Origin of the sequence: Burkholderia sp. ABCPW 111 (assembly GCF_000773065.1) — a bacterium.
Taxonomy (GTDB): Bacteria; Pseudomonadota; Gammaproteobacteria; order Burkholderiales; family Burkholderiaceae; genus Burkholderia; species Burkholderia savannae.
Genome location: NZ_JPWT01000014.1, coordinates 1 through 18,025, shown reverse-complemented (window position 1 = coordinate 18,025; position 18,025 = coordinate 1). Strand labels below are relative to the sequence as shown.

14 protein-coding genes and 1 pseudogene are annotated in these 18,025 nt (G+C 67.7%); 10 read left to right on the top strand and 5 right to left on the bottom strand.

The genetic code is table 11. The features are described from left to right. Window positions 1–81 precede the first annotated feature (81 nt). Window positions 82–876, bottom strand: a complete 795-nt coding sequence (locus X946_RS03990; protein ID WP_038744389.1) for a Crp/Fnr family transcriptional regulator — start codon at window positions 874–876, stop codon at window positions 82–84. A 924-nt stretch (window positions 877–1,800) separates the two neighbouring features. Between X946_RS03990 and X946_RS03985 the strand changes: the two genes are divergently transcribed. The 4 genes from X946_RS03985 (at window position 1,801) to X946_RS03970 (ending at window position 6,833) form a co-directional block, all read left to right on the top strand. Continuing rightward, the gene (locus tag X946_RS03985) at window positions 1,801–2,610 is read left to right on the top strand and encodes a Crp/Fnr family transcriptional regulator (protein WP_038744387.1); all 810 of its coding nucleotides are present in this window, start codon (window positions 1,801–1,803) and stop codon (window positions 2,608–2,610) included. A 32-nt stretch (window positions 2,611–2,642) separates the two neighbouring features. Beyond that, complete coding sequence (locus X946_RS03980; protein ID WP_038744385.1) at window positions 2,643–4,025, top strand: undecaprenyl-phosphate glucose phosphotransferase; 1,383 nt, start codon at window positions 2,643–2,645, stop codon at window positions 4,023–4,025. 79 nt (window positions 4,026–4,104) lie between these two features. Continuing rightward, complete coding sequence (locus X946_RS03975; protein WP_038744383.1) at window positions 4,105–5,394, top strand: polysaccharide biosynthesis/export family protein; 1,290 nt, start codon at window positions 4,105–4,107, stop codon at window positions 5,392–5,394. Window positions 5,395–5,588: 194 nt separating this feature from the next. Further along, window positions 5,589–6,833 carry a glycosyltransferase family 4 protein gene (locus X946_RS03970; protein WP_038744381.1) on the top strand — a complete coding sequence of 415 codons (1,245 nt, stop codon included), beginning with the start codon at window positions 5,589–5,591 and terminating at the stop codon, window positions 6,831–6,833. A 30-nt stretch (window positions 6,834–6,863) separates the two neighbouring features. Here X946_RS03970 and X946_RS30070 read toward each other — a convergent pair. Further along, window positions 6,864–7,574: pseudogene (locus tag X946_RS30070) on the bottom strand (hypothetical protein); the annotation flags it as partial. Between the two features lie 583 nt (window positions 7,575–8,157). Here X946_RS30070 and X946_RS03960 point away from each other — a divergent pair. Further along, window positions 8,158–8,592, top strand: a complete 435-nt coding sequence (locus X946_RS03960; protein ID WP_038744379.1) for a CHRD domain-containing protein — start codon at window positions 8,158–8,160, stop codon at window positions 8,590–8,592. 91 nt (window positions 8,593–8,683) lie between these two features. Beyond that, window positions 8,684–9,649, top strand: coding sequence for an alpha/beta hydrolase (locus tag X946_RS03955; RefSeq protein WP_038744377.1), 966 nt, complete (start codon window positions 8,684–8,686; stop codon window positions 9,647–9,649). Here the strand turns inward: X946_RS03955 and X946_RS03950 are convergent. Next, on the bottom strand, window positions 9,619–10,524 hold the full coding sequence (locus X946_RS03950) for an EcsC family protein (protein WP_038744375.1): 906 nt from the start codon (window positions 10,522–10,524) through the stop codon (window positions 9,619–9,621). The genes X946_RS03955 and X946_RS03950 overlap by 31 nt on opposite strands. Window positions 10,525–10,629: 105 nt before the next feature. On the opposite strand from X946_RS03950, the gene X946_RS03945 reads away from it, so the two are divergent. Beyond that, window positions 10,630–12,225, top strand: a complete 1,596-nt coding sequence (locus X946_RS03945) for an MFS transporter (protein ID WP_038744373.1) — start codon at window positions 10,630–10,632, stop codon at window positions 12,223–12,225. A 57-nt stretch (window positions 12,226–12,282) separates the two neighbouring features. After that, a complete protein-coding gene (locus tag X946_RS03940) occupies window positions 12,283–12,741 on the top strand; it encodes a MarR family winged helix-turn-helix transcriptional regulator (RefSeq protein WP_038744371.1) in 459 nt (152 codons plus the stop codon). Window positions 12,742–12,783: 42 nt separating this feature from the next. On the opposite strand, the gene X946_RS03935 is transcribed toward X946_RS03940, so the two are convergent. Together X946_RS03935 and X946_RS03925 are read right to left on the bottom strand one after the other, a co-directional pair. After that, window positions 12,784–13,365, bottom strand: a complete 582-nt coding sequence (locus X946_RS03935; protein WP_038744369.1) for a DJ-1/PfpI family protein — start codon at window positions 13,363–13,365, stop codon at window positions 12,784–12,786. Window positions 13,366–14,070: 705 nt separating this feature from the next. After that, window positions 14,071–15,351, bottom strand: a complete 1,281-nt coding sequence (locus tag X946_RS03925; protein ID WP_038744366.1) for an amino acid deaminase — start codon at window positions 15,349–15,351, stop codon at window positions 14,071–14,073. 137 nt (window positions 15,352–15,488) lie between these two features. Here X946_RS03925 and X946_RS03920 point away from each other — a divergent pair, with 137 nt between their 5' ends. Beyond that, entirely contained in the window at window positions 15,489–16,382 is an 894-nt protein-coding gene (locus X946_RS03920; RefSeq protein WP_038744364.1) for a MurR/RpiR family transcriptional regulator, read from the top strand. Window position 16,383: 1 nt separating this feature from the next. After that, on the top strand, window positions 16,384–17,865 hold the full coding sequence (locus X946_RS03915; RefSeq protein WP_038744362.1) for an N-acyl-D-amino-acid deacylase family protein: 1,482 nt from the start codon (window positions 16,384–16,386) through the stop codon (window positions 17,863–17,865). The last annotated feature ends 160 nt before the right edge of the window (window positions 17,866–18,025 follow it).

Sequence of the window (18,025 nt, the reverse complement as noted above, 5' to 3'; positions counted from 1 at the left end):
GCGCCGCGCGTGCGTCGACGGTGCCGTACGAAAATGTCGCATGAAGCGCGCGCCGCCGCGAGCGTGCGGCGCGAAGCGGGGTCAGCTGCGCAATTCGGTGAGCGCGCCGGACGCGCTCGTCGGCGCGGACAGGATCTTCTTCATCTCGTCGCGGATGATCGTGTGGCATCCGCACGACTGTGCATCGAGCCCGGGCAGGTCGACGAGGATGATCGAGCTGCGGTACTGGCGGATCAGCCCCATCTTCTGGATGTCGCCCGCCGCGTCGGTGACGGTTTCGCGACGCACGCCGAGCATCTGCGCGAGCATGCTGTGCGTGACCTGGATTTCGACGCTGCGCGAGCGGTCGTACGCGAGCAGGAACCACCGGCAAAGCTGGTTCTTCAATACGTGATGCCGGCTGCAGAACGAGATCTGCTTTGCCTGCGCCATCAGCAGATGCGTGCAGCGAAAGATCGCCTGGCGGATCTGCGCCGATTCCTCGAGCAGGTTCGACAGCACGCGCGCGCTGAGCCGATACGAAAAGCCGTCGCGGCAAGTTATCACGCGGCATGGCGTCGCACCGTCGCTGCCGACGAGCTGCGGGCTCACGATCCCTTCGTTGCCGATCTCCGCGATCTCGAGCGTCATGCCGTCCGACGACGCGTACTGAATCGAGATGACGGTCGTGACCGGCAGGTAGACGTGCTCGAGCGGCGTGCCTGGCTCGCACAGCACCTGCCCCGACTTCACGTGCACGAGCTGCAGATGGCTTGCGAGCGTCGCGCGCTCGGCGACGCCGAGCGATGCGAGAAAACGGTTGGCGTCGGTGCGGTGCGGCAGCTCGATGATGCCGCCTGTCCTCGTCGACGGCTCTTTGTATTCGCGGTAGGTCACGGCTTGTCCTTCCCGGATCGGAGATCCGGAGCAACGGCGCAGGGCCCCCTGAAGGCGCCGCGCACGATCAAACCTGCCTGGCTAGACAGGTGTGGTTTTTATTTGTTAATTCGACTTGACGTTGAAAATCCAATTTCAGATTATCACGGCGGATTTTTTGAGGTTTGCGTGCGATGCGCATTTCACAAATTTTGACATTTAGGAATATTCCTAGATTTTTTGAGAAAGTACTTAATTGCTTCGTAAGGAATAATCGGTTTTACCATTTTTAATGCATTGCACGCCGACATTTCGGTATCTATTTCCGATTCAAGAAATTCGTTTGGCAATTTTTACCATTTCCCGAGAGAGGTGGTCGGTGAGCTTTTTGTGTTTTTGTTAAATCGTTTGTAATCAATGAATTACAGGCGTTGTGTGGGCTGGATGACAGAGTGTGTCAACTGTTCGTTGACTCACCTTTGCGACAGTTTTCAAAGAACCGCTGCGAACTTCCGTTTTATTGAGATGAAATGGTCATATCATTCCATTGACGCCTGTAAAAGTGCGCCGGCCGTTGTGCGGGAAGGGTTAAGCGCTAAGCGCCGGGGGCGTTGTAAAGATTACGAAATTGTTAGATGAGACACCTGCTGTCGCTCGAACTGTATCAAAGTGTCCGCGGATGAGACGCTTTCGGTTGGCGGCTAAATATTCAGATAGGAATTCTCCGGCCAATGCCTTTATATATTAAGGAATTGCACCAATTGGCACGTTAATCGCTTAAGGGTTTTCACCCCCGCGAAGAGGGTGGTGCGTCAGTGTGTAAGAGGACGACCAGAAGGGCCGCCGACACGATTCCGAGGAACATACGATTCTTGCTGTGACCGTGTCTTGCGAAACGGAATCCTGCGCCGCAAACGAGCGGCGCCGACAAACCGGGACACGAACATGCTTCATCAGAACAATGGGTTTCATGCCAACGCCCTGCTGGGCTCGCTCGACGACGACAGCCTTCGCGCGCTCGCGCCGCACCTCGAGCTCGTGAAGATCAAGAGCGCCCAGCTGCTCTGCGAAACCGACGAGCCGATGCGCCACCTGTATTTCCCGACCACCGCGATGATGTCCGTGCTGTATCTGATGGAAGACGGCGCGATGGTCGAAGTCGCCGCGGTCGGCAGCGAAGGCGTGGTCGGCGTGTCGACGCTCGCCGACTACGGCAGCGGCGGCGCATCGGGCCGCATCGAGGTGCGCAGCGGCGGCTACGCGTATCGCGTGCCGACTCAGGTATTCCGGCGCGAATTCGATCGCTCGCTCGACACCTTCCAGCTGATGCTGCGCTACTGGCAGGCCGCGATGACGCAGATCGCGCGCGGCGCGCTCTGCAACCGGCATCACTCCGTGAGCGAGCAACTGAGCCGCTGGCTGCTGCTCGCGCACGATCGCGTCGAAGGCGACGAGCTCGCCGTCACGCAGCAGACGATCGCGAACATGCTGGGCGTGCGGCGCGAAGGCATCACGGAAGCGGCGGGCAAGCTGCAGGAGGCGGGACTCATTCGCCAGCGCCGCGGCCACATCACGGTGCTCGACCGGCAGGGTCTCGAGGCGCACGCGTGCGAGTGCTACGGCGTGATCCGCGGCGAATTCAACCGCCTCATTCTCGAGGCGAGGCGCGAAGCGCATGCGCCGCAGCCGGTTCCGGCGGAAGGGCGGCCGCTGCGCGTCGCCGCGTATCACGGTGCAGTGCGTTCGGCTGCTTGAGACGAAATAACAAGAAACGCGGAGATTCACTGATGTTGGGACTCTTGAACAAGTTGCTCGATGTGTTGCTGGTCGCGGCTGGGGCGCTGGTCGCGCAATTGCTGTACGACGGCGGCATGCTCGACGTGTCCGACGAGCAGCGTACGGCCATCGCGCTGCTGTGCACGCTGACGCTGATCGTGTTTCCGGCGATCGGCGTCTATGACGGCGCGCGCGAACAGATGTCGTATCGCACGCTGTCGCGTGTGCTGCTCGGCTGGCTCGGCGTCGCGGCGGTTGCCGCGACCTTCACGTTGCTGCTGCACGGCGACGCCGACGCGTCGCTCGCGTGGCTTGGCCGAACGATGCTGATGTCCGGCACGGTGCTGCTGCTCGGCAAGGTGTCGATTCACGGCGTGCTGACCGGCTGGCGCAGGCCGGGCGCGAAGCCGCGCGCGGTCGCGATCGTGGGTTCCGAGGTCTACGGGCGCGCGGTGCTCGAGCAATTGCGCGCGGCGTCGTCGCACGGCTACGAGGTCGTGTGCGTGTTCGACGAAGGCGTGCAAGCCGTCGATGCGAAGCGTCAGGTCGGCGGCGTGCCCGTCGTTTCCGATCTGCGCGAGCTGAAGCGCCACGTGCGCGCGGGTGCGATCGACGAGATCTGGCTCGCGCTGCCGCTGTCGCACGAGCGGCAGATCCAGCGGATCGTGCGCGAGTTTCGCCATGATTTCGTGAACCTGCGCTTCCTGCCCGACGTGCGCGGCATCACGTTCTTCAACCGCTCGGTCACGCAGGTGGTCGGCATGCCGGCGATCAATCTCGCGACGAGCCCGCTGTCGATTCCGCAGCTCTGGCCGAAGTTCATCTTCGATCGCATGTTCGCGCTCGCGGTGCTGATTCCGCTGTCGCCGATTCTTGCCGCGCTTGCGCTCGCGGTGAAGCTGTCGTCGCCGGGGCCCGTGCTGTTCCGGCAGAAGCGCAAGGGCGTGGACGGCCGAGAGTTCGAGATCCTGAAGTTCCGCACGATGCGCGTGCATGCCGAGGCGGCGGGCGTTGTGCGCCAGGCGTCGCGCAACGATTCGCGGATCACGAAAGTCGGCGCGTTCCTGCGCCGCACGTCGCTCGACGAACTGCCGCAGTTCTTCAACGTGCTGTTCGGCCAGATGTCGGTCGTCGGTCCGCGTCCGCACGCGATCGAGCACGACGATATCTACAAGGAGCTCGTCGACGGCTACATGTACCGTTATCGCGTGCGCCCCGGCATCACCGGCTGGGCGCAGGTGAACGGCTATCGAGGCGAGACGCGCAAGGTCGAGAAGATGGCCGCGCGCGTGAAGTTCGATCTCTTCTACATGCAGAACTGGACCTTCTGGTTCGACATCAAGATCATCCTGATCACGCTCGTCAAGGGATTCGTCGGACGCAACGCGTTCTGAACGCCGAGCGCTCGCGCATCGGAACGCGCCCGCGGAGAACTCCGCGTCGACGACCACGCTACCAAGGAGAAACCACAAGATGTTCAAGCCCCTAGCATGGGCGGCCGCCGCGGCGGCCGCCTTGTCGGGCTGTGCGCTGGCCCCCGGGCCGGCGCTCGATTCGAGCCGCATGAACGACAATCTGAGCGCACCGACGGATTCGGCGGTGTACGACGTCAAGCTGATCACGCCGCAGCTCGTCTACACGCTCAAGCAGGCCGACGAGGCCGACACGCGCGCGAAGGAAGCGGGGATCGCGCAGAGCCTGCCCGCCGCGCCCGCCGACTATCGCGTCGGCCCGGACGACGTACTCGGCATCGTCGTATGGGATCACCCCGAACTCACGCGCGGCGGCAGTAACGGCACGGGCACCGACACGTCGCCGCTCGCCGACATCGGCACGCTGCAGGCGTCGGGCGGCCTGGGCGGCGTGCTGCCGCAGCAGGTCAGCGCGTTCGGCACGAACGGGCAGGGCGAGGTCGATTCGCCGGGCCAGCGCGTCGCCGCCGACGGCACGATCTTCTTTCCGACGATCGGGCGCGTGCGTGTCGAAGGGATGAGCCCCGTGCAGATCGCCGCGCTGCTGTCGCATCGGCTCAATAAACAGATCAGGAATCCTCAGATCGACGTGCGCGTGACGCAGTACCGCAGTCAGCGCGTGCAGGTGACGGGCGACGTGAAGAACCCGGGCCAACTGTCGCTGACGGGTTCGCATCTGCGCGTCGTCGATGCGCTCAACCGCGCGGGCGGCGGCAATCCCGACGCCGATCTGCAACGCGTGCTCGTCACGCGCGGCGACCAGGTGATGACGATCGACGTGAACCGCATCCTGAATCGCGGCGACTTGCGCCAGAACATCGTGCTGCAGGCGAACGACATCGTTCACGTGCCCGATCGCATGCAGAACCGCGTGTTCGTGATGGGCGAGGTGCCGAAGCCGCAGACGGTCTACATGAACCAGGGGCAGTTGTCGCTCGCGGATGCATTGAGCGCGGCGGGCAGCATCGATCCGACGGGGGCGAATCCGCGCCAGGTGATCGTGGTCCGCCATCCGAATCCGCCGCTTGCTCAGGCACCCGGAGTGCAAAGCGGATTGCAGGAAGGCCTGAAGAAGGTCAACTACGCGCCCGAGCACAACAAGCCCGAAGTGTTCCGCCTCGATATGACGCAGGTGGACGCGCTGATGCTCGCGACCGAGTTCGACATGAAGCCGCTCGACGTCGTGTACGTGGGCACCGCGCCCGCCGCGCGCTTCAACCGGATGCTCGCGCAGATCCTGCCGACCGCCGAGTCGTTCTATCTGATCTGGTCGGTAAGCCACGGCCGCTGACGCATGCGGATGCGGCGCACGGCGACGTTCGCGCGCCGTGCGCCGCCTTGTGCGCTGCGTTGTGCGCCGCGTTGTGCGACGGAACGCACAGACCGCGCGCCACGGAACGACGACACTTGAACGTGTATAGCGTACATCCGCGACTGTCGCGGATGCGACCGTCAACCAGGTGTCGTCACGCCGCCGCTGCCGCCATGAATCTGTCTTCCCCCTTATCCAAACCGTCGCCGCATGTGCTGCGAGATCGTCAGGACTTCGATGTAATGACGGTGAGCGCGTCGCAGGCGGCGAGCGCGGTGCACGACGCGCCGCCTCGCGCCGCGCTCGCCGCCGAGCGTTCGGGCGTCGCGGCGTTGCCGGCGCCCGTCGCGATCAACGGCAAGTTCACGTCGCAGCGCCTCACGGGCGTGCAGCGCGTCGCGCACGAGTTCACGTCGGCGCTTGCGCGTCTGTTGCCGGGCGAGCGTAATCCGACGCTCGTCGTGCCGCGCGATCACGCGAGCGATGCGCTGCCGCCTGCGGTCGCGCGTCGCGTCGTGCCGCGGCTGCGCGGCGCGCTGTGGGAGCAACTGGCGCTGCCGTTCGCGACGCGCGGGCAGACGCTCGTCAGCCTCTGCAACGTCGGGCCGCTCTTCAAGCGCAACCAGGTGGTGATGATTCACGACGTCGCCGTGTTCGACTTTCCGCAGGGCTATTCGCTCACGTTCCGCCTTTGGTATCGCTTCGCGTTCTGGATGCTCAAGCGCCGCGCGCGGCACATCCTGACGGTGTCGCGTTTCTCGAAGGAGCGGATCGTCGCGCGTCTCGGCGTCGCGCCGACGGACGTGTCGACGATCGTGTCGGGCGTCGACCACTTCGGACGCGTCGAAAGCGATCCGTCGGTGCTAGAGCGGCTCGGCCTCGCCTACGACGGCTACGTGCTGATCGTCGGCTCGATCGCGCCCGGCAAGAATCTCGCGCGCACGCTCGACGCGATCGCGCGGCTCGAGCGCACGCACCCCGAGCTCAAGTTCGTGATCGCGGGCGGCAGCAACGTCAAGATTTTCGGCGCGTCGCAGCTCGGCGAGAACGCGAGCGCCCGGAACGTCACGTGGGCGGGCTACGTGAGCGACGGCGAGCTGAAGGCGCTTTACGAGCATGCCGGTTGCTTCGTGTTTCCTTCGTTATACGAAGGATTCGGCCTACCGCCGCTCGAGGCGATGTATTGCGGGTGTCCCGTGATCGTGTCGCGGGCGGCGTCGCTGCCCGAGGCGTGCGGCGACGCCGCGCTGTATTGCGACGCGCACGACGCGATCGACATCGCGGCGACGATCGCGCAGCTGATGGGTAATGCCGAGCTGCGCCGCGAGATGCGCGAGAAAGGGCGCAGGCACGCGTCGCGGTATCAATGGGACGTCGCCGCGAAGCAACTGATCGGCGTGCTGCGCGCGCTCGATTGACGCAAGCCAAAAGAAGTCGAGAGGGCGTCGGAAGCGGTGGCCGAGCCCGGCCTGAATCGCGTCCGTATTGCGGTTGTTTGGCGATCGTAACGCGTGACGACGCGATTCCACGTGACGCGCGCGAGCGATCGTCGAACCGGTAGCTCGCCGGCATCGACGCGATGCCGGACACGCGGCCGTCGCTGTCGCCTTCGCCGTCGCCGTCGCCTTCGCCGGTGCGGCCGCGGAGGCTGCGCGCGTTGAGCGTGAGGTACGCGCCCGCGCCGGCGGAAAGCCTGACCTTGTCATCGAGGAGCGCGTGCGCGAGCCACCGATGCGACATGTAGTACGCGGCGCGCACGCTCATCAACACGCCCCAGCCGTGCGAGTTCGAACAGCCGCGCCCTTCGGACGCGGCGGTCGTGTCGAGATACCGGTACGGGCCCGCGCCCGCCGAGATCACGAAGCGGTTGTCGCGCAGCGGCGGCCGGCTCCAGAGCCGGACCGCCTGGCCGTCGCGGTGGTGATTCGTAATGTGTCCCTCGTTGTACTAGGCGAAGCCCCGGCGGCCGCATAGCGGCCGAGCCCTTCCTGATAATCGAACGCCCGCGTGTAGCTGTGAGCGCCTCCGCCCGAGAGCAGACCGCCGAACAGCGCGAATTCCTGCGCGTGCGCGGATGTCGCGGCGAGCGCGGATGCGCGGACTGCGCTTCGCAGCGGAAACCGGCGGGACAGGGCGGTGCGAAGAGGCGACGACGACAGGCGGAGAACTGGCGCAACCTTTCACATGGTTTGATTCGGGTCGAACCGATTGTCGCGTAAATGGCAGGAACGTGACGTGACGCGCCGGCGCGCGACGCTGATTTCGCAAATGGCGGAAGAGACGAGCGGGAGCCGTTCGCGCGCGATGCGACGATGCGGCGTATTGCGCGTGCGGTGAAAGTCCGGCGGCGGCGCTTCGTACGAGCTCGCATCGCCGTGCGAGCGACGTCGCCGCGCAATCGTGCGCGGGCGGACGAGCCGGGCAAAAAAAGCGGCCCGAAGGCCGCGTCCAAACTCGCAGATTTTCCTTCGGACGGAAGGAAACAAGCAACTGTGTGCAACGAGTGTAGCGAAACCTCGCGTGCGGATTCAGCCCGTTTCGTGCAAATCTGTGTTCTCGGCGGCAGCTTTCCGCCTGCCGGCATCCGTGCATCGGCCGCCGGACGCGATGTCGCGCGCGGGCGGACGCGGCGGGGCGATCGCATCGCGCCGAGCGCCGCGCGTGCAAGATCGTCTACCATCGGAATTCAAGCGGGCGGCGTGCGCGCCCGCGCAATGTGCTCGACGATCGTAAGGAGGAGCCATGTTGACATTGCGCAAGATTGGAATCGGCGTGCTCGCGTGCGCGTTCGCGGCGGGCATCGCGCGTGCGGAGACGGTGAAGCTCGCCGCGAACCTGCAGCCGTCGAGCGAGGTGCCGCCGACGACGAGCAAGGGCTCGGGCGCGCTCGACGCGACCTACGACACGGCCACCCACACGCTGCGCTGGAACGTCGCGTACCGCGACCTGACGGGCCCGGCGACGGCCGCGCATTTTCACGGCCCCGCGCCCGTCGGCCAGAACGCGGGCGTGCAGGTGCCGATCCCGAAGGACGCGCTCGCGAGCCCGATCGCGGGCGAGAAGGCGCTGACCGACGAGCAGGTCGGCGACCTGATGGCGGGCAAGTGGTATTTCAACGTGCATACGAAAGCCCATCCGGGCGGCGAGATTCGCGGCCAGATCCGGCCGGCGAACTGAGCCGCGCAGGCGGATTTAGAGGGGCCAATCGACGGACGCGCGCCGAATCGCACGTAGTATCGTCACGTTCTTCTGGTTCGGAGTGCGTTCGATGAGTTGGCAGAGCAAAGTCGCGTGCTGGCTGCTGCGCCGGCAATTTCGGCCCGAGACGCTGCGGCCCGTGATCGATCCGGCGCGCGCGCGGCGTCTGACGAAGCTGCGCATGCGCGTGCCGCGCCGCCCGCCCGCGGGCTGGCGGCTGCGCGAGCGCTACGCCGACGGCGACGCGCCGTTGCGCGGAGAATGGCTCGAGCGCGCGGACGCGCTGCGCGGCCACGCGCGGCACAGCCGGATGCTGCTGTATTTCCACGGCGGCGGCTATTACTTCTGCTGCCCGCAGACGCATCGGCCGCTCGTGTTCGCGCTGACGAAGCACGCGGGCGTGCGCTCGTTCTCGCTCGACTACCGGCTCGCGCCCGAGCATCCGTTTCCGGCCGCGCTCGACGACGCGCTCGCGGCGTACCGGCATCTCGTCGCGGCGGGCACGCCGCCCGAATCGATCGTGTTCGGCGGCGATTCGGCGGGCGGCGGCCTTGCGCTCGCGACGCTCGTCGCGCTGCGCGACGCGGGCGATCCGCTGCCCGCGGGCGCCGTGCTGTTCTCGCCGTGGACCGATCTCGCCGCGACGGGCGACACGCTGCGCTCGCACGACGGCCTCGATCCGATGTTCGCGGGCGCGGCGCTCGGCCGCGCGGCGCGCCTCTATCTCGGCGACACGCCGGGCACGCATCCGTACGCATCGCCGCTATACGCGGATTACACGGGATTGCCGCCGCTCTTCATCCAGGCGGGCAGCACCGAGGTGCTGCTCGACGATTCGCGGCGCGTCGCGCACAAGGCGCGCGCGGCGGGCGTGCACGTCGAGCTCGAGGTGTGGCCGGAGATGCCGCACGTGTGGCAGATCTACGTGCCGTTCGTGCCCGAATCGTCGCGGGCGCTCGAGCGCGCGGCCGCGTTCGTGCGGCGCGTCGCCGTCGAGCGCGCGACTCAGCGTACGGCCGACGCGTCGATCGCCTGATACGCGGCCTTCACGGCCGCCTGCCCGTACTTGCGCTCGAGCCGGCGCACCGCGAAGTGGCCGTGCGCGGCCTGCTGGAAGTGGTCGATGAAGAGCGTATTGACGGTTGCGCCGAGCACGGCGCCGATCGCCGGAATCGACTTCGCGGCGATCTGCTCGGTCACCTGCACCGAAAAGCGCGACGCGATCGACTGCACGAGGCGCAGCAGGGCGGTCGAGCCGTGCGTCGCGAAACCCTTCGACGCCATCTCCGACGAGGCTTTCGACACCGCCTGCGCGAGTGCGCCGCGCAGCACGAAATAGCCGATGTCGGCGTCCTCCTCTTCCTTCTCGCGCCTGTCCCGCCGCGCATTGCCGCCGGTTTTGTCCGCGCCCGGCAGCGGGCCGAAGCCGCCGCCCATCCCGAGCACCGCGAGGCATTGCAGCTGCGCCTCGGCGGCCGACAGATCCTCGCCCTCGCTGCGCGCGATGTCGCAGATCGAGCGGAACATCAGCGTCGTCGTGACGGGCAGCTCGACAGGCAGCGCGAACAGGCCGAACGCGCCGCCCGCCGCGCCCGTCGTCGCGACGGCGAGCTTGTGCAGCAGGTTGCTCGGCTTGCTCGGCGTCTCGCCCTCGCTCGCGACGCCGTCCGACTTGCCGAGCGTGCGCAGCGCGATGTGCAGGCACTTGCGCAGCGCGAGCTGCGTCGCGTCGTTGATCTTGTCGGTCGCGAAGCCGGGCAGCTTGCCGATCATCTTCTCGACGGGCGCGCCGACGACGCTCGTCAGCTTGATCGTCAGCGACGGGCTTTCGAGCGCCTGCTTCGCCCGGCGCAGCGTGTCGAGATCCTCGGCCGACAGCGTCGGCCCGGTAACGATTGTGAGCGGTTCCATCTGACTCCTTCGCGGCGCGCATCGCATGGGGGGCGCCGGCTAGATTACCCGATGCATGATAAAATTTTCAATTCGTTGACGCATCAAAAGTTGCGCGAACAAAAAATGGCTGTCCATACCGCCGCCCACCATTCGAGCGGGCAAGTCCTTCCGTTTCGAGAATCGCTGCTCGCGATGCTCGGCATTTCCTTCGTGACGATGCTCGTCGCGCTCGACCAGACGGTGGTCGGCACCGCGCTGCCGACGATCGTCGCCGAGCTGCGCGGCTTCGACCTGTACGCGTGGGTCGCGACGTCGTACCTGCTCGCGTCGGTGATCACGGTGCCGATCTTCGGGCGGCTCGGCGACTATTACGGGCGCAAGCCGTTCGTGATCGCGTCGCTCGTCGTGTTCACGGGGGCGTCGGTGCTGTGCGGGATGGCGCAGGACATGCTGTCGCTCGTGCTCGCGCGCGGGTTGCAGGGAATCGGCGGCGGGATGCTCGTCGGCACCGCGTTCGCGTGTATTCCGGACCTCTTTCCCGATTCGGTCGTGCGGCTGCGCTGGCAGGTGCTGATGAGCTCGGCGTTCGGCATCGCGAACGCGATCGGGCCGTCGCTCGGCGGCGTGCTCACGCAGAACTACGGCTGGCGCTCGGTGTTCTACGTGAATCTGCCGGTGGGCCTGCTGTCGCTCTTCTTCGTGTGGCGCTATCTGCCGCACATGCGGCACGTCGAGCACAGCGCCAAGATGCGGCTCGACTGGCCGGGCGCGCTCCTCATCGCGGCGACGCTCGGCGCGATGCAGCTTTTCGTCGAATGGCTGCCGAAGTACGGGATCGGCGGCTGGCCGACGCTGCTGCTCGTCGCCGCGCTTGCGGGCGGCGTCGCGCTGTGGCGCTGGGAGAAGCGCTGCGCGCAGCCGATTCTGCCGTTCGACATGTTCTCGAACCGTGCGCTGTCGGCGCTCTTCATTCTCGCGATCCTCGCCGGCTTCGCGATGTTCTCGCTCCTTTTCTACGCGCCGCTGCTGTTCCAGGGCGGTTTCGGGATGTCGCCGCAGCAGGCGGGCGTCGTCATCACGCCGCTCGTCGTGTTCATCACGATCGGCAGCATCATGAACGGCCGCGTGATCACGCGCATCCGCCACCCGAATGCGATGCTGTACGTCGGTTTCCTGCTGTTCGCGATCGCGTGCGGGGGCGTCGTCGCGTCGACGCACGCGACGCCCGGCTGGGCGCTGATGGCGCTGATGGTCGCGGGCGGCGTGGGCCTCGGCTTCGTGCTGCCGAACCTGACCGTGTTCGCGCAGCAGACGGCGGGCCGCGAGCATCTCGGGATCGCGACCGCGCTGCTGCAATCGCTGCGGATGGTGGGCGGGATGGTCGGCACGGCGCTCACGGGCACGCTCGTCAACCAGCTCTACGCGAGCGGCGTGCGCGACGCGCTCGCCGCCGACGGCGCGCTGCGGTGGCAGGCGAGCCTCGCCGATCCGCAGGTGCTGATCGACCGCGCCGCGCAGGCGCGCCTGGTGGACGAACTCGCGCGCGCCGGGCATCATGGCGCGCGTTTGCTCGAAGCGGCGCGCGAGTCGCTCGTCGGCGCGATTCATATCGGCATCGCGCTCGGCGCGCTCGTCGCGCTCGTCGCGGTGTGGCAAAGCCGCCGCGTGCCGCCCGTCGAGCTGCGCCGCAAGCTCGAGCCGACCGTCGTCGCCGAGTGAGCGGGCGCTTGCTCGCGCCATCCCTATCAGTTTGCTTATCGGAGCCGAAGTCAGCGCATGGAAGAACAGGACCGCATCGCGATCTTGCAGCAGTTCGGACGCACGTACCGCGCGTTCATGGCCGCGTTCGAGACGCACGTCGGGCAGCCGCTGCCGCGCTGGCGCATCATGGTCGCGCTCGAGCAGCAAGGCGGGGCGTCGTCGCAGAAGCGGCTCGTCGAGCTGTTGCGCGTCGATCCGGGCGCGCTCACGCGCCAGTTGAAGACGCTCGAGACGCTCGGCTGGATCGACCGCGAAGCCGATCCGCGCGACAACCGCGTGACGAACGTGAAGCTGACGAGCGCCGGGCGCGCGGCGTTCGAGGCGTGCCTGCCGCGCCGCAATGCGTTCCTGCACGACACGATGGCGTCGCTGCCGGACGATGCGCTCAGTGCGCTGTCCGGCGCATTGGCGATGCTGGAGGCGCGCGTCGCCGAAGTGGGCGGCGCGCCGCAGGCGAAGGCCGCGACGCGCTGAGCGCGCGGCGTGCATGCGGTGCGCGCCGCCGCGCGCGCCGGCTCAGAGTTCGATGCGCGTGCCGAGCAGCGCGAGGAATTGCGACAGCCACGCGGGATGCGCGGGCCACGCGGGCGCGGTGACGAACGGCGCGTCGGTGACGGCGGCGTCGACCGGGATATCCGCATATTCGCCGCCCGCGAGCCGCACTTCCGGCGCGCACGCCGGGTAGGCCGAAATCCGCTTGCCGCGGATCACGTCGGCCGCCGCGAGCAATTGCGCCGCGTGACAAATCGCCGCAATCGGCTTCTTCGCTTCGGCGAACGCGCGCACGAGCGCGATCACTTTCGGGTCGAGACGCAGATACTCCGGCGCGCGGCCGCCGGCGATCGCGAGCGCGTCGTAGCCCGTCGCGTCGACGTCGTCGAACGTCGCGTTGAGCGTGAACTGGTGGCCGGGCTTTTCCGTGTACGTCTGATCGCCTTCGAAATCGTGAATCGCCGTCTTCACCTTGTCGCCCGCGCGCTTGCCGGGACAGACGGCGTCGACGTGATGGCCGATCGCGAGCAGCGCCTGGAACGGCACCATCGTCTCGTAGTCTTCGGCGAAATCGCCCGTCAGAAACAGAATCTTCTTTGCTGCCATGGCCTTCTCCTGTTGAACGACGTCGGATGATCCAGGACGAACGGGCAGTGTACTCCGGCCCGCCGCGATGCAGATGACGCGCGCGTGAAGCGCGCGTGACGCAAGGGGCGATCGGGTGCGCGGCCGCCGCACCGGCGCGGCGCGCACGGATGATGGGGCCGTCGGCGTCAGGATGCTTGGCGAGGCGGCTGCCCTCTCGGCGGCGCGGAGAATGTGGCGCCGGACGGAATGAAATGATGCGCGGAGCGCGGCGCGGATGGGCGAAGCGTGCGGCGTGCGGGCGTTGCGCGAGCGTGCGCCGCCGATCGCGAAACGAACGGGCGCGGGAACGGCGAATCGAGCGGCGACTCGGCATGCACGGCACGCGCGGCATGCACGACGCGCGTGGCGCTAGCGCGCGCTCGTGCGCGACTGCTTCGCGCGAACGCCGGCTGCCCGTGCGCCAGATCGCTACTGCGGCCCGCCAAACGTGCGTCGACGCCGCAAGTGCGCGTGGATCGCCTCGGTCACGTGACGGCGCGAATCGATGACGAAGTAGCGAAGTAGCGACGAAGCGACGAAGAGCGGCGGCCGCCGCTCGGGTGCGACGCGGCACACGCGGCGTCGCGCGTCGTCATGCCGCGCCGTGCGTTGCCGCACTCGGTCGCCCCTCGCGAGCGGCCGCCGCTCGCGCCGCCGGCCGCTTGCGCGAAACGCGAGTCGACGTCAGAAGTACGTCTCGATCACTTCGGTCACGCGGTACTGCGGATCGACGACGAGCAACTGCCGCCATTTGTCGAACGTGAGGCACGGGTGCGAGATGTCGAACGCCACCATGTCGCCGACCTTCAGGTCCGCGCCTGCCGGAATCTTCAAGTACGCGTGCTGATCCATCAGCCCGGTCACCTCCCAGCCTTCGCCCGGCGCGATCTCGCGCGGCAGCCCGCCCGCGCTCGGGCGGAAGTGGCGCGCCGGCTCCGGCAGGCCCGCGTCGAACGCCGAGTCGCGCTTGCCGAGCGCGACGATCGCGCGCTCCGGCTCCGGAATCGATTGCACGTACGCCCACAGTTGCAGCGCCGGCAGCAGGCCTTCGCTCATCTTCCGCGCGATCGGGTTGCGCGCGAAGATGTCGGTCTGCGCCTTCTTGTAGATGCCGACGTCGTGCGTCAGATAGCAGCCGGGGCGCAGCACGACGTCGATCACGCCGGCGTCGGACGCCTGCGCGAACTCCTCGGCGACCACGTCGTACCATGCGGAGCCCGCGCCCGACAGCAGCGCCGGCGCGCGCGCGAAGCGGCCCGCCGACGCGAGCTCGTGCACGAGCCCGACCGCGCGCCTGAGGAACGCGCGGATCTCGCCTTCCTCCTTCAACACGCCTTCGTACAGCTCGATGCCCGCGAGCTTCAGCACGCCCGCGTGGCGCGCGATCGCGGCGAGCACCGCGTCGCGTTGCGCGTCGTCGCGCACGCCGGTGCGCCCGCCCGGCACGCCGAGCTCGAGCAGCACGTTGAGCGGCTTGCCCGCCGCGCCGAAGAAGCGGCCGAGTTGCTCGACGCCGTCGACCGAGTCGACGAGGCAGAAGAATTCGAAATCGGGGTCGGTCAGCAGCTCGGCGATCATCGCCATGTTGTGCTTGCCGACGAGCTGGTTCGCGAGCAGCACGCGCCGCACGCCGCCGTGGTACGCGGCGCGCACCTGATGCGCGGTCGCGAGCGTGATGCCCCATGCGCCCGTTCCGAGCTGGCGGCGGAACAACTGCGGCGCCATCGTCGTCTTGCCGTGCGGCGCGAGCTTCACGCCGTATTCGGCGACGAACGCCTGCATCCACTTCAGGTTGTGCTCGATCCGCTGCGCATACAGCACGGCGGCGGGCAGGCTCACGTCCTCGGCGAGCAGATTCCATTCGAGGCGGCCCGCGTCGGCGAGCGGCACGCTCGCGCTCGGCACGTTGCCGAGGCCCTTGCCGAACGGATCGATCGTCGCTTCCTGATAGTTTGTAACTTTCATCTCATCTCGCTCCATCGTCCATATATATCGATGCGAAGTTGACTTCGCGATAGTACAGAAAGTAGCATCGCTGCGGTGATGTTATTTATTAACAAGCCGGTTCGCACCGGCTGCCCCTGCAAGTACGCCGCGTCCCCATGATCTCGTCCATCGAGCAGCCCGCCTTCGACATCGTCGCCCGGATCACCGAGTGCGCGCCCGAGCTGCGCGACGCCGAGCGCAAGGTCGCGGCGCTGATCCTCGGCGATTTGGCCCAGGCCGCGCACGCGAGCATCGGCGCGCTCGCCGCGCAGGCGGACGTGAGTGTCGCGACCGTCACGCGTTTCGCGAAGGCGGTCGGCTGCCGCGACGTGCGCGAGCTGAAGCTGCGGCTCGCGCAGGCGGCGGCGGTCGGCCAGCGCTTTCTGACCCCGGCCGAGGCCGACTCGGAGCGCGACGCAACGCCCGTCGCGCGCGTGTACGAGGACGTGCAGATCGCGCTCGAGCACAACCACCGGCTGCTGCGCCAGACGCCGTTCGACGGGCCGGCCACGGCCCTCGCCGCCGCGAACATGATCTACGTGTACGGCCAGGGCGGCGGCTCGACCGCGCTCGCCGACGAGCTGCGCTTTCGCCTCGTGCGCTTCGGCCGGCCGGTCGCGAGCTACCAGGACGCGCTGTTGCAGCGGATGGTCGCGAGCACGGCGGCGCCCGGCTGCGTCGTCGTCGCGCTGTCGGTGTCGGGGCGCGTTCCCGAGCAGATCGAGAGCTGCGCGCTCGCGAAGCGCTACGGCGCGACGCTCGTCGCGATCACCGCGCCCGCGTCGCCGCTCGCGCAGCTCGCCGATCACCTGATTCCCGTCGTCGCGTTCGAAACCGATTTCATCTTCAAGCCGTCGACATCGCGCTATGCGATGCTGATGGCGCTCGACGTGCTCGTCACCGAAGTCGCGCTGCGGCTCGGCGACGACTGCCGCGAGCTGTTGCGCCGGATGAAGCACGCGCTCGACCTGCACCGCGGCGGCGGCGACCGCCAACCGTTAGGAGACTGACATGCACTCGCATCCCGAAGCGGCCGATACGCTGATCGTCGGCGCGCAGTTGTACGACGGCACGGGCGCGCCTCCCGTCGAGCGCGACGTCGCGATTCGCGGCGACCGGATCGCCGCGATCGGCAACCTGTCGAACTGGCTCGCCGAGCAGGTGGTCGAGGCGAACGGCCGCGCGCTCGCGCCCGGCTTCGTCGACGTGCACACGCACGACGATACGCACGTGATCGACGCGCCGCAGATGCTGCCGAAGATTTCGCAGGGCGTGACGACGGTGATCGTCGGCAATTGCGGGATCAGCGCGTCGCCCGTCGCGCTGAGCGGCGATCCGCCCGATCCGATGAACCTGCTCGGCGCGCGCGAGGCGTTTCGCTATCCGACCTTCGCCGCGTACGTCGACGCGGTGGGCGCGGCGCGGCCGGCCGTGAACGTCGCGGCGCTCGTCGGCCACACCGCGCTGCGCAACAACCAGATGGACCGGCTCGACCGCGCGGCAACCGAATCCGAAATCGCCGCGATGCGCGCGCAGCTCGAGGAGGCGCTCGCGCACGGCGCGCTCGGCCTGAGCTCGGGGCTCGCGTACGGCTCCGCGTTCGCCGCGCCGACCGAAGAGGTGATGGCGCTCGCCGAGCCGCTCGCGAACGCGGGCGCCGTCTACACGACGCACATGCGCACCGAATTCGACGCGATCCTCGACGCGATGGACGAGGCGTACCGCGTCGGCCGGCATGCGCGCGTGCCCGTCGTGATCTCGCATCTGAAGTGCGCGGGGCCGTCGAACTGGGGGCGCAGCGGCGAAGTGCTCGCGTCGCTCGAGGGCGCGCGGCGCATCCAGCCCGTCGGCTGCGACTGCTATCCGTACAGCCGCAGCTCGTCGACGCTCGACATCAAGCAGGCGACGGGCGACATCGACATCACGATCACGTGGTCGCGGCCGCATCCGGAGATGGCGGGCAAGCTGCTGAAGGCGATCGCACGCGAATGGGGCGTGCCCGAGCAGGACGCGGCGCGCCGATTGCAGCCCGCGGGCGCCGTGTATCACAACATGTCGGAGGACGACGTGCGCCGGATTCTGTCGCATCCGGCGACGATGGTCGGCTCCGACGGCCTGCCGAACGATCCGCTGCCGCATCCGCGCCTCTGGGGCGCGTTTCCGCGCGTGCTCGGCCACTACGCGCGCGACGAACGGCTGATCCCGCTCGAGGAGGCGGTGCGCAAGATGACGTCGCTGTCGGCGCGGCGCTTCGGGCTCGCGCAGCGCGGCGAAGTGCGGGTCGGCCATCACGCGGACCTCGTGCTGTTCGACGCGGATCGCGTGCGCGACGCGGCGACGTTCGAGCAGCCGCAGCAGCCGGCGCACGGGATCGAGGCGGTGTGGGTGAACGGCGTGCTGTCGTATTGCGGCGGCGCGCCGACGGGCGAGCGCGCCGGCCGCTTCGTCGCGCGCGGCGCGCGCGCCGCGGCGACGGCGGACGACGCGTTCTGAACGTGCCTGATTGCCGTGATGGAAGCGGCTCCCGATCCGGTCGAGGCGCGTGGCGGTAATCGAACGTCGGCAATGGAACGTCGGCAATGGAACGTCGGCAATGGAACGTCGGCAATGGAACGTCGGCAATGGAACGTCGGCAATGGAACGTCGGCAATGG

Coding starts and splice junctions, on each gene's coding strand:
- X946_RS03985 (WP_038744387.1), top strand. CDS start 1,801: ATGCTTCATCAGAACAATGGGTTTCATGCCAACGCCCTGCTGGGCTCG.
- X946_RS03980 (WP_038744385.1), top strand. CDS start 2,643: ATGTTGGGACTCTTGAACAAGTTGCTCGATGTGTTGCTGGTCGCGGCT.
- X946_RS03975 (WP_038744383.1), top strand. CDS start 4,105: ATGTTCAAGCCCCTAGCATGGGCGGCCGCCGCGGCGGCCGCCTTGTCG.
- X946_RS03970 (WP_038744381.1), top strand. CDS start 5,589: ATGAATCTGTCTTCCCCCTTATCCAAACCGTCGCCGCATGTGCTGCGA.
- X946_RS03960 (WP_038744379.1), top strand. CDS start 8,158: ATGTTGACATTGCGCAAGATTGGAATCGGCGTGCTCGCGTGCGCGTTC.
- X946_RS03955 (WP_038744377.1), top strand. CDS start 8,684: ATGAGTTGGCAGAGCAAAGTCGCGTGCTGGCTGCTGCGCCGGCAATTT.
- X946_RS03950 (WP_038744375.1), bottom strand. CDS start 10,524: ATGGAACCGCTCACAATCGTTACCGGGCCGACGCTGTCGGCCGAGGAT.
- X946_RS03945 (WP_038744373.1), top strand. CDS start 10,630: ATGGCTGTCCATACCGCCGCCCACCATTCGAGCGGGCAAGTCCTTCCG.
- X946_RS03940 (WP_038744371.1), top strand. CDS start 12,283: ATGGAAGAACAGGACCGCATCGCGATCTTGCAGCAGTTCGGACGCACG.
- X946_RS03935 (WP_038744369.1), bottom strand. CDS start 13,365: ATGGCAGCAAAGAAGATTCTGTTTCTGACGGGCGATTTCGCCGAAGAC.
- X946_RS03925 (WP_038744366.1), bottom strand. CDS start 15,351: ATGAAAGTTACAAACTATCAGGAAGCGACGATCGATCCGTTCGGCAAG.
- X946_RS03920 (WP_038744364.1), top strand. CDS start 15,489: ATGATCTCGTCCATCGAGCAGCCCGCCTTCGACATCGTCGCCCGGATC.
- X946_RS03915 (WP_038744362.1), top strand. CDS start 16,384: ATGCACTCGCATCCCGAAGCGGCCGATACGCTGATCGTCGGCGCGCAG.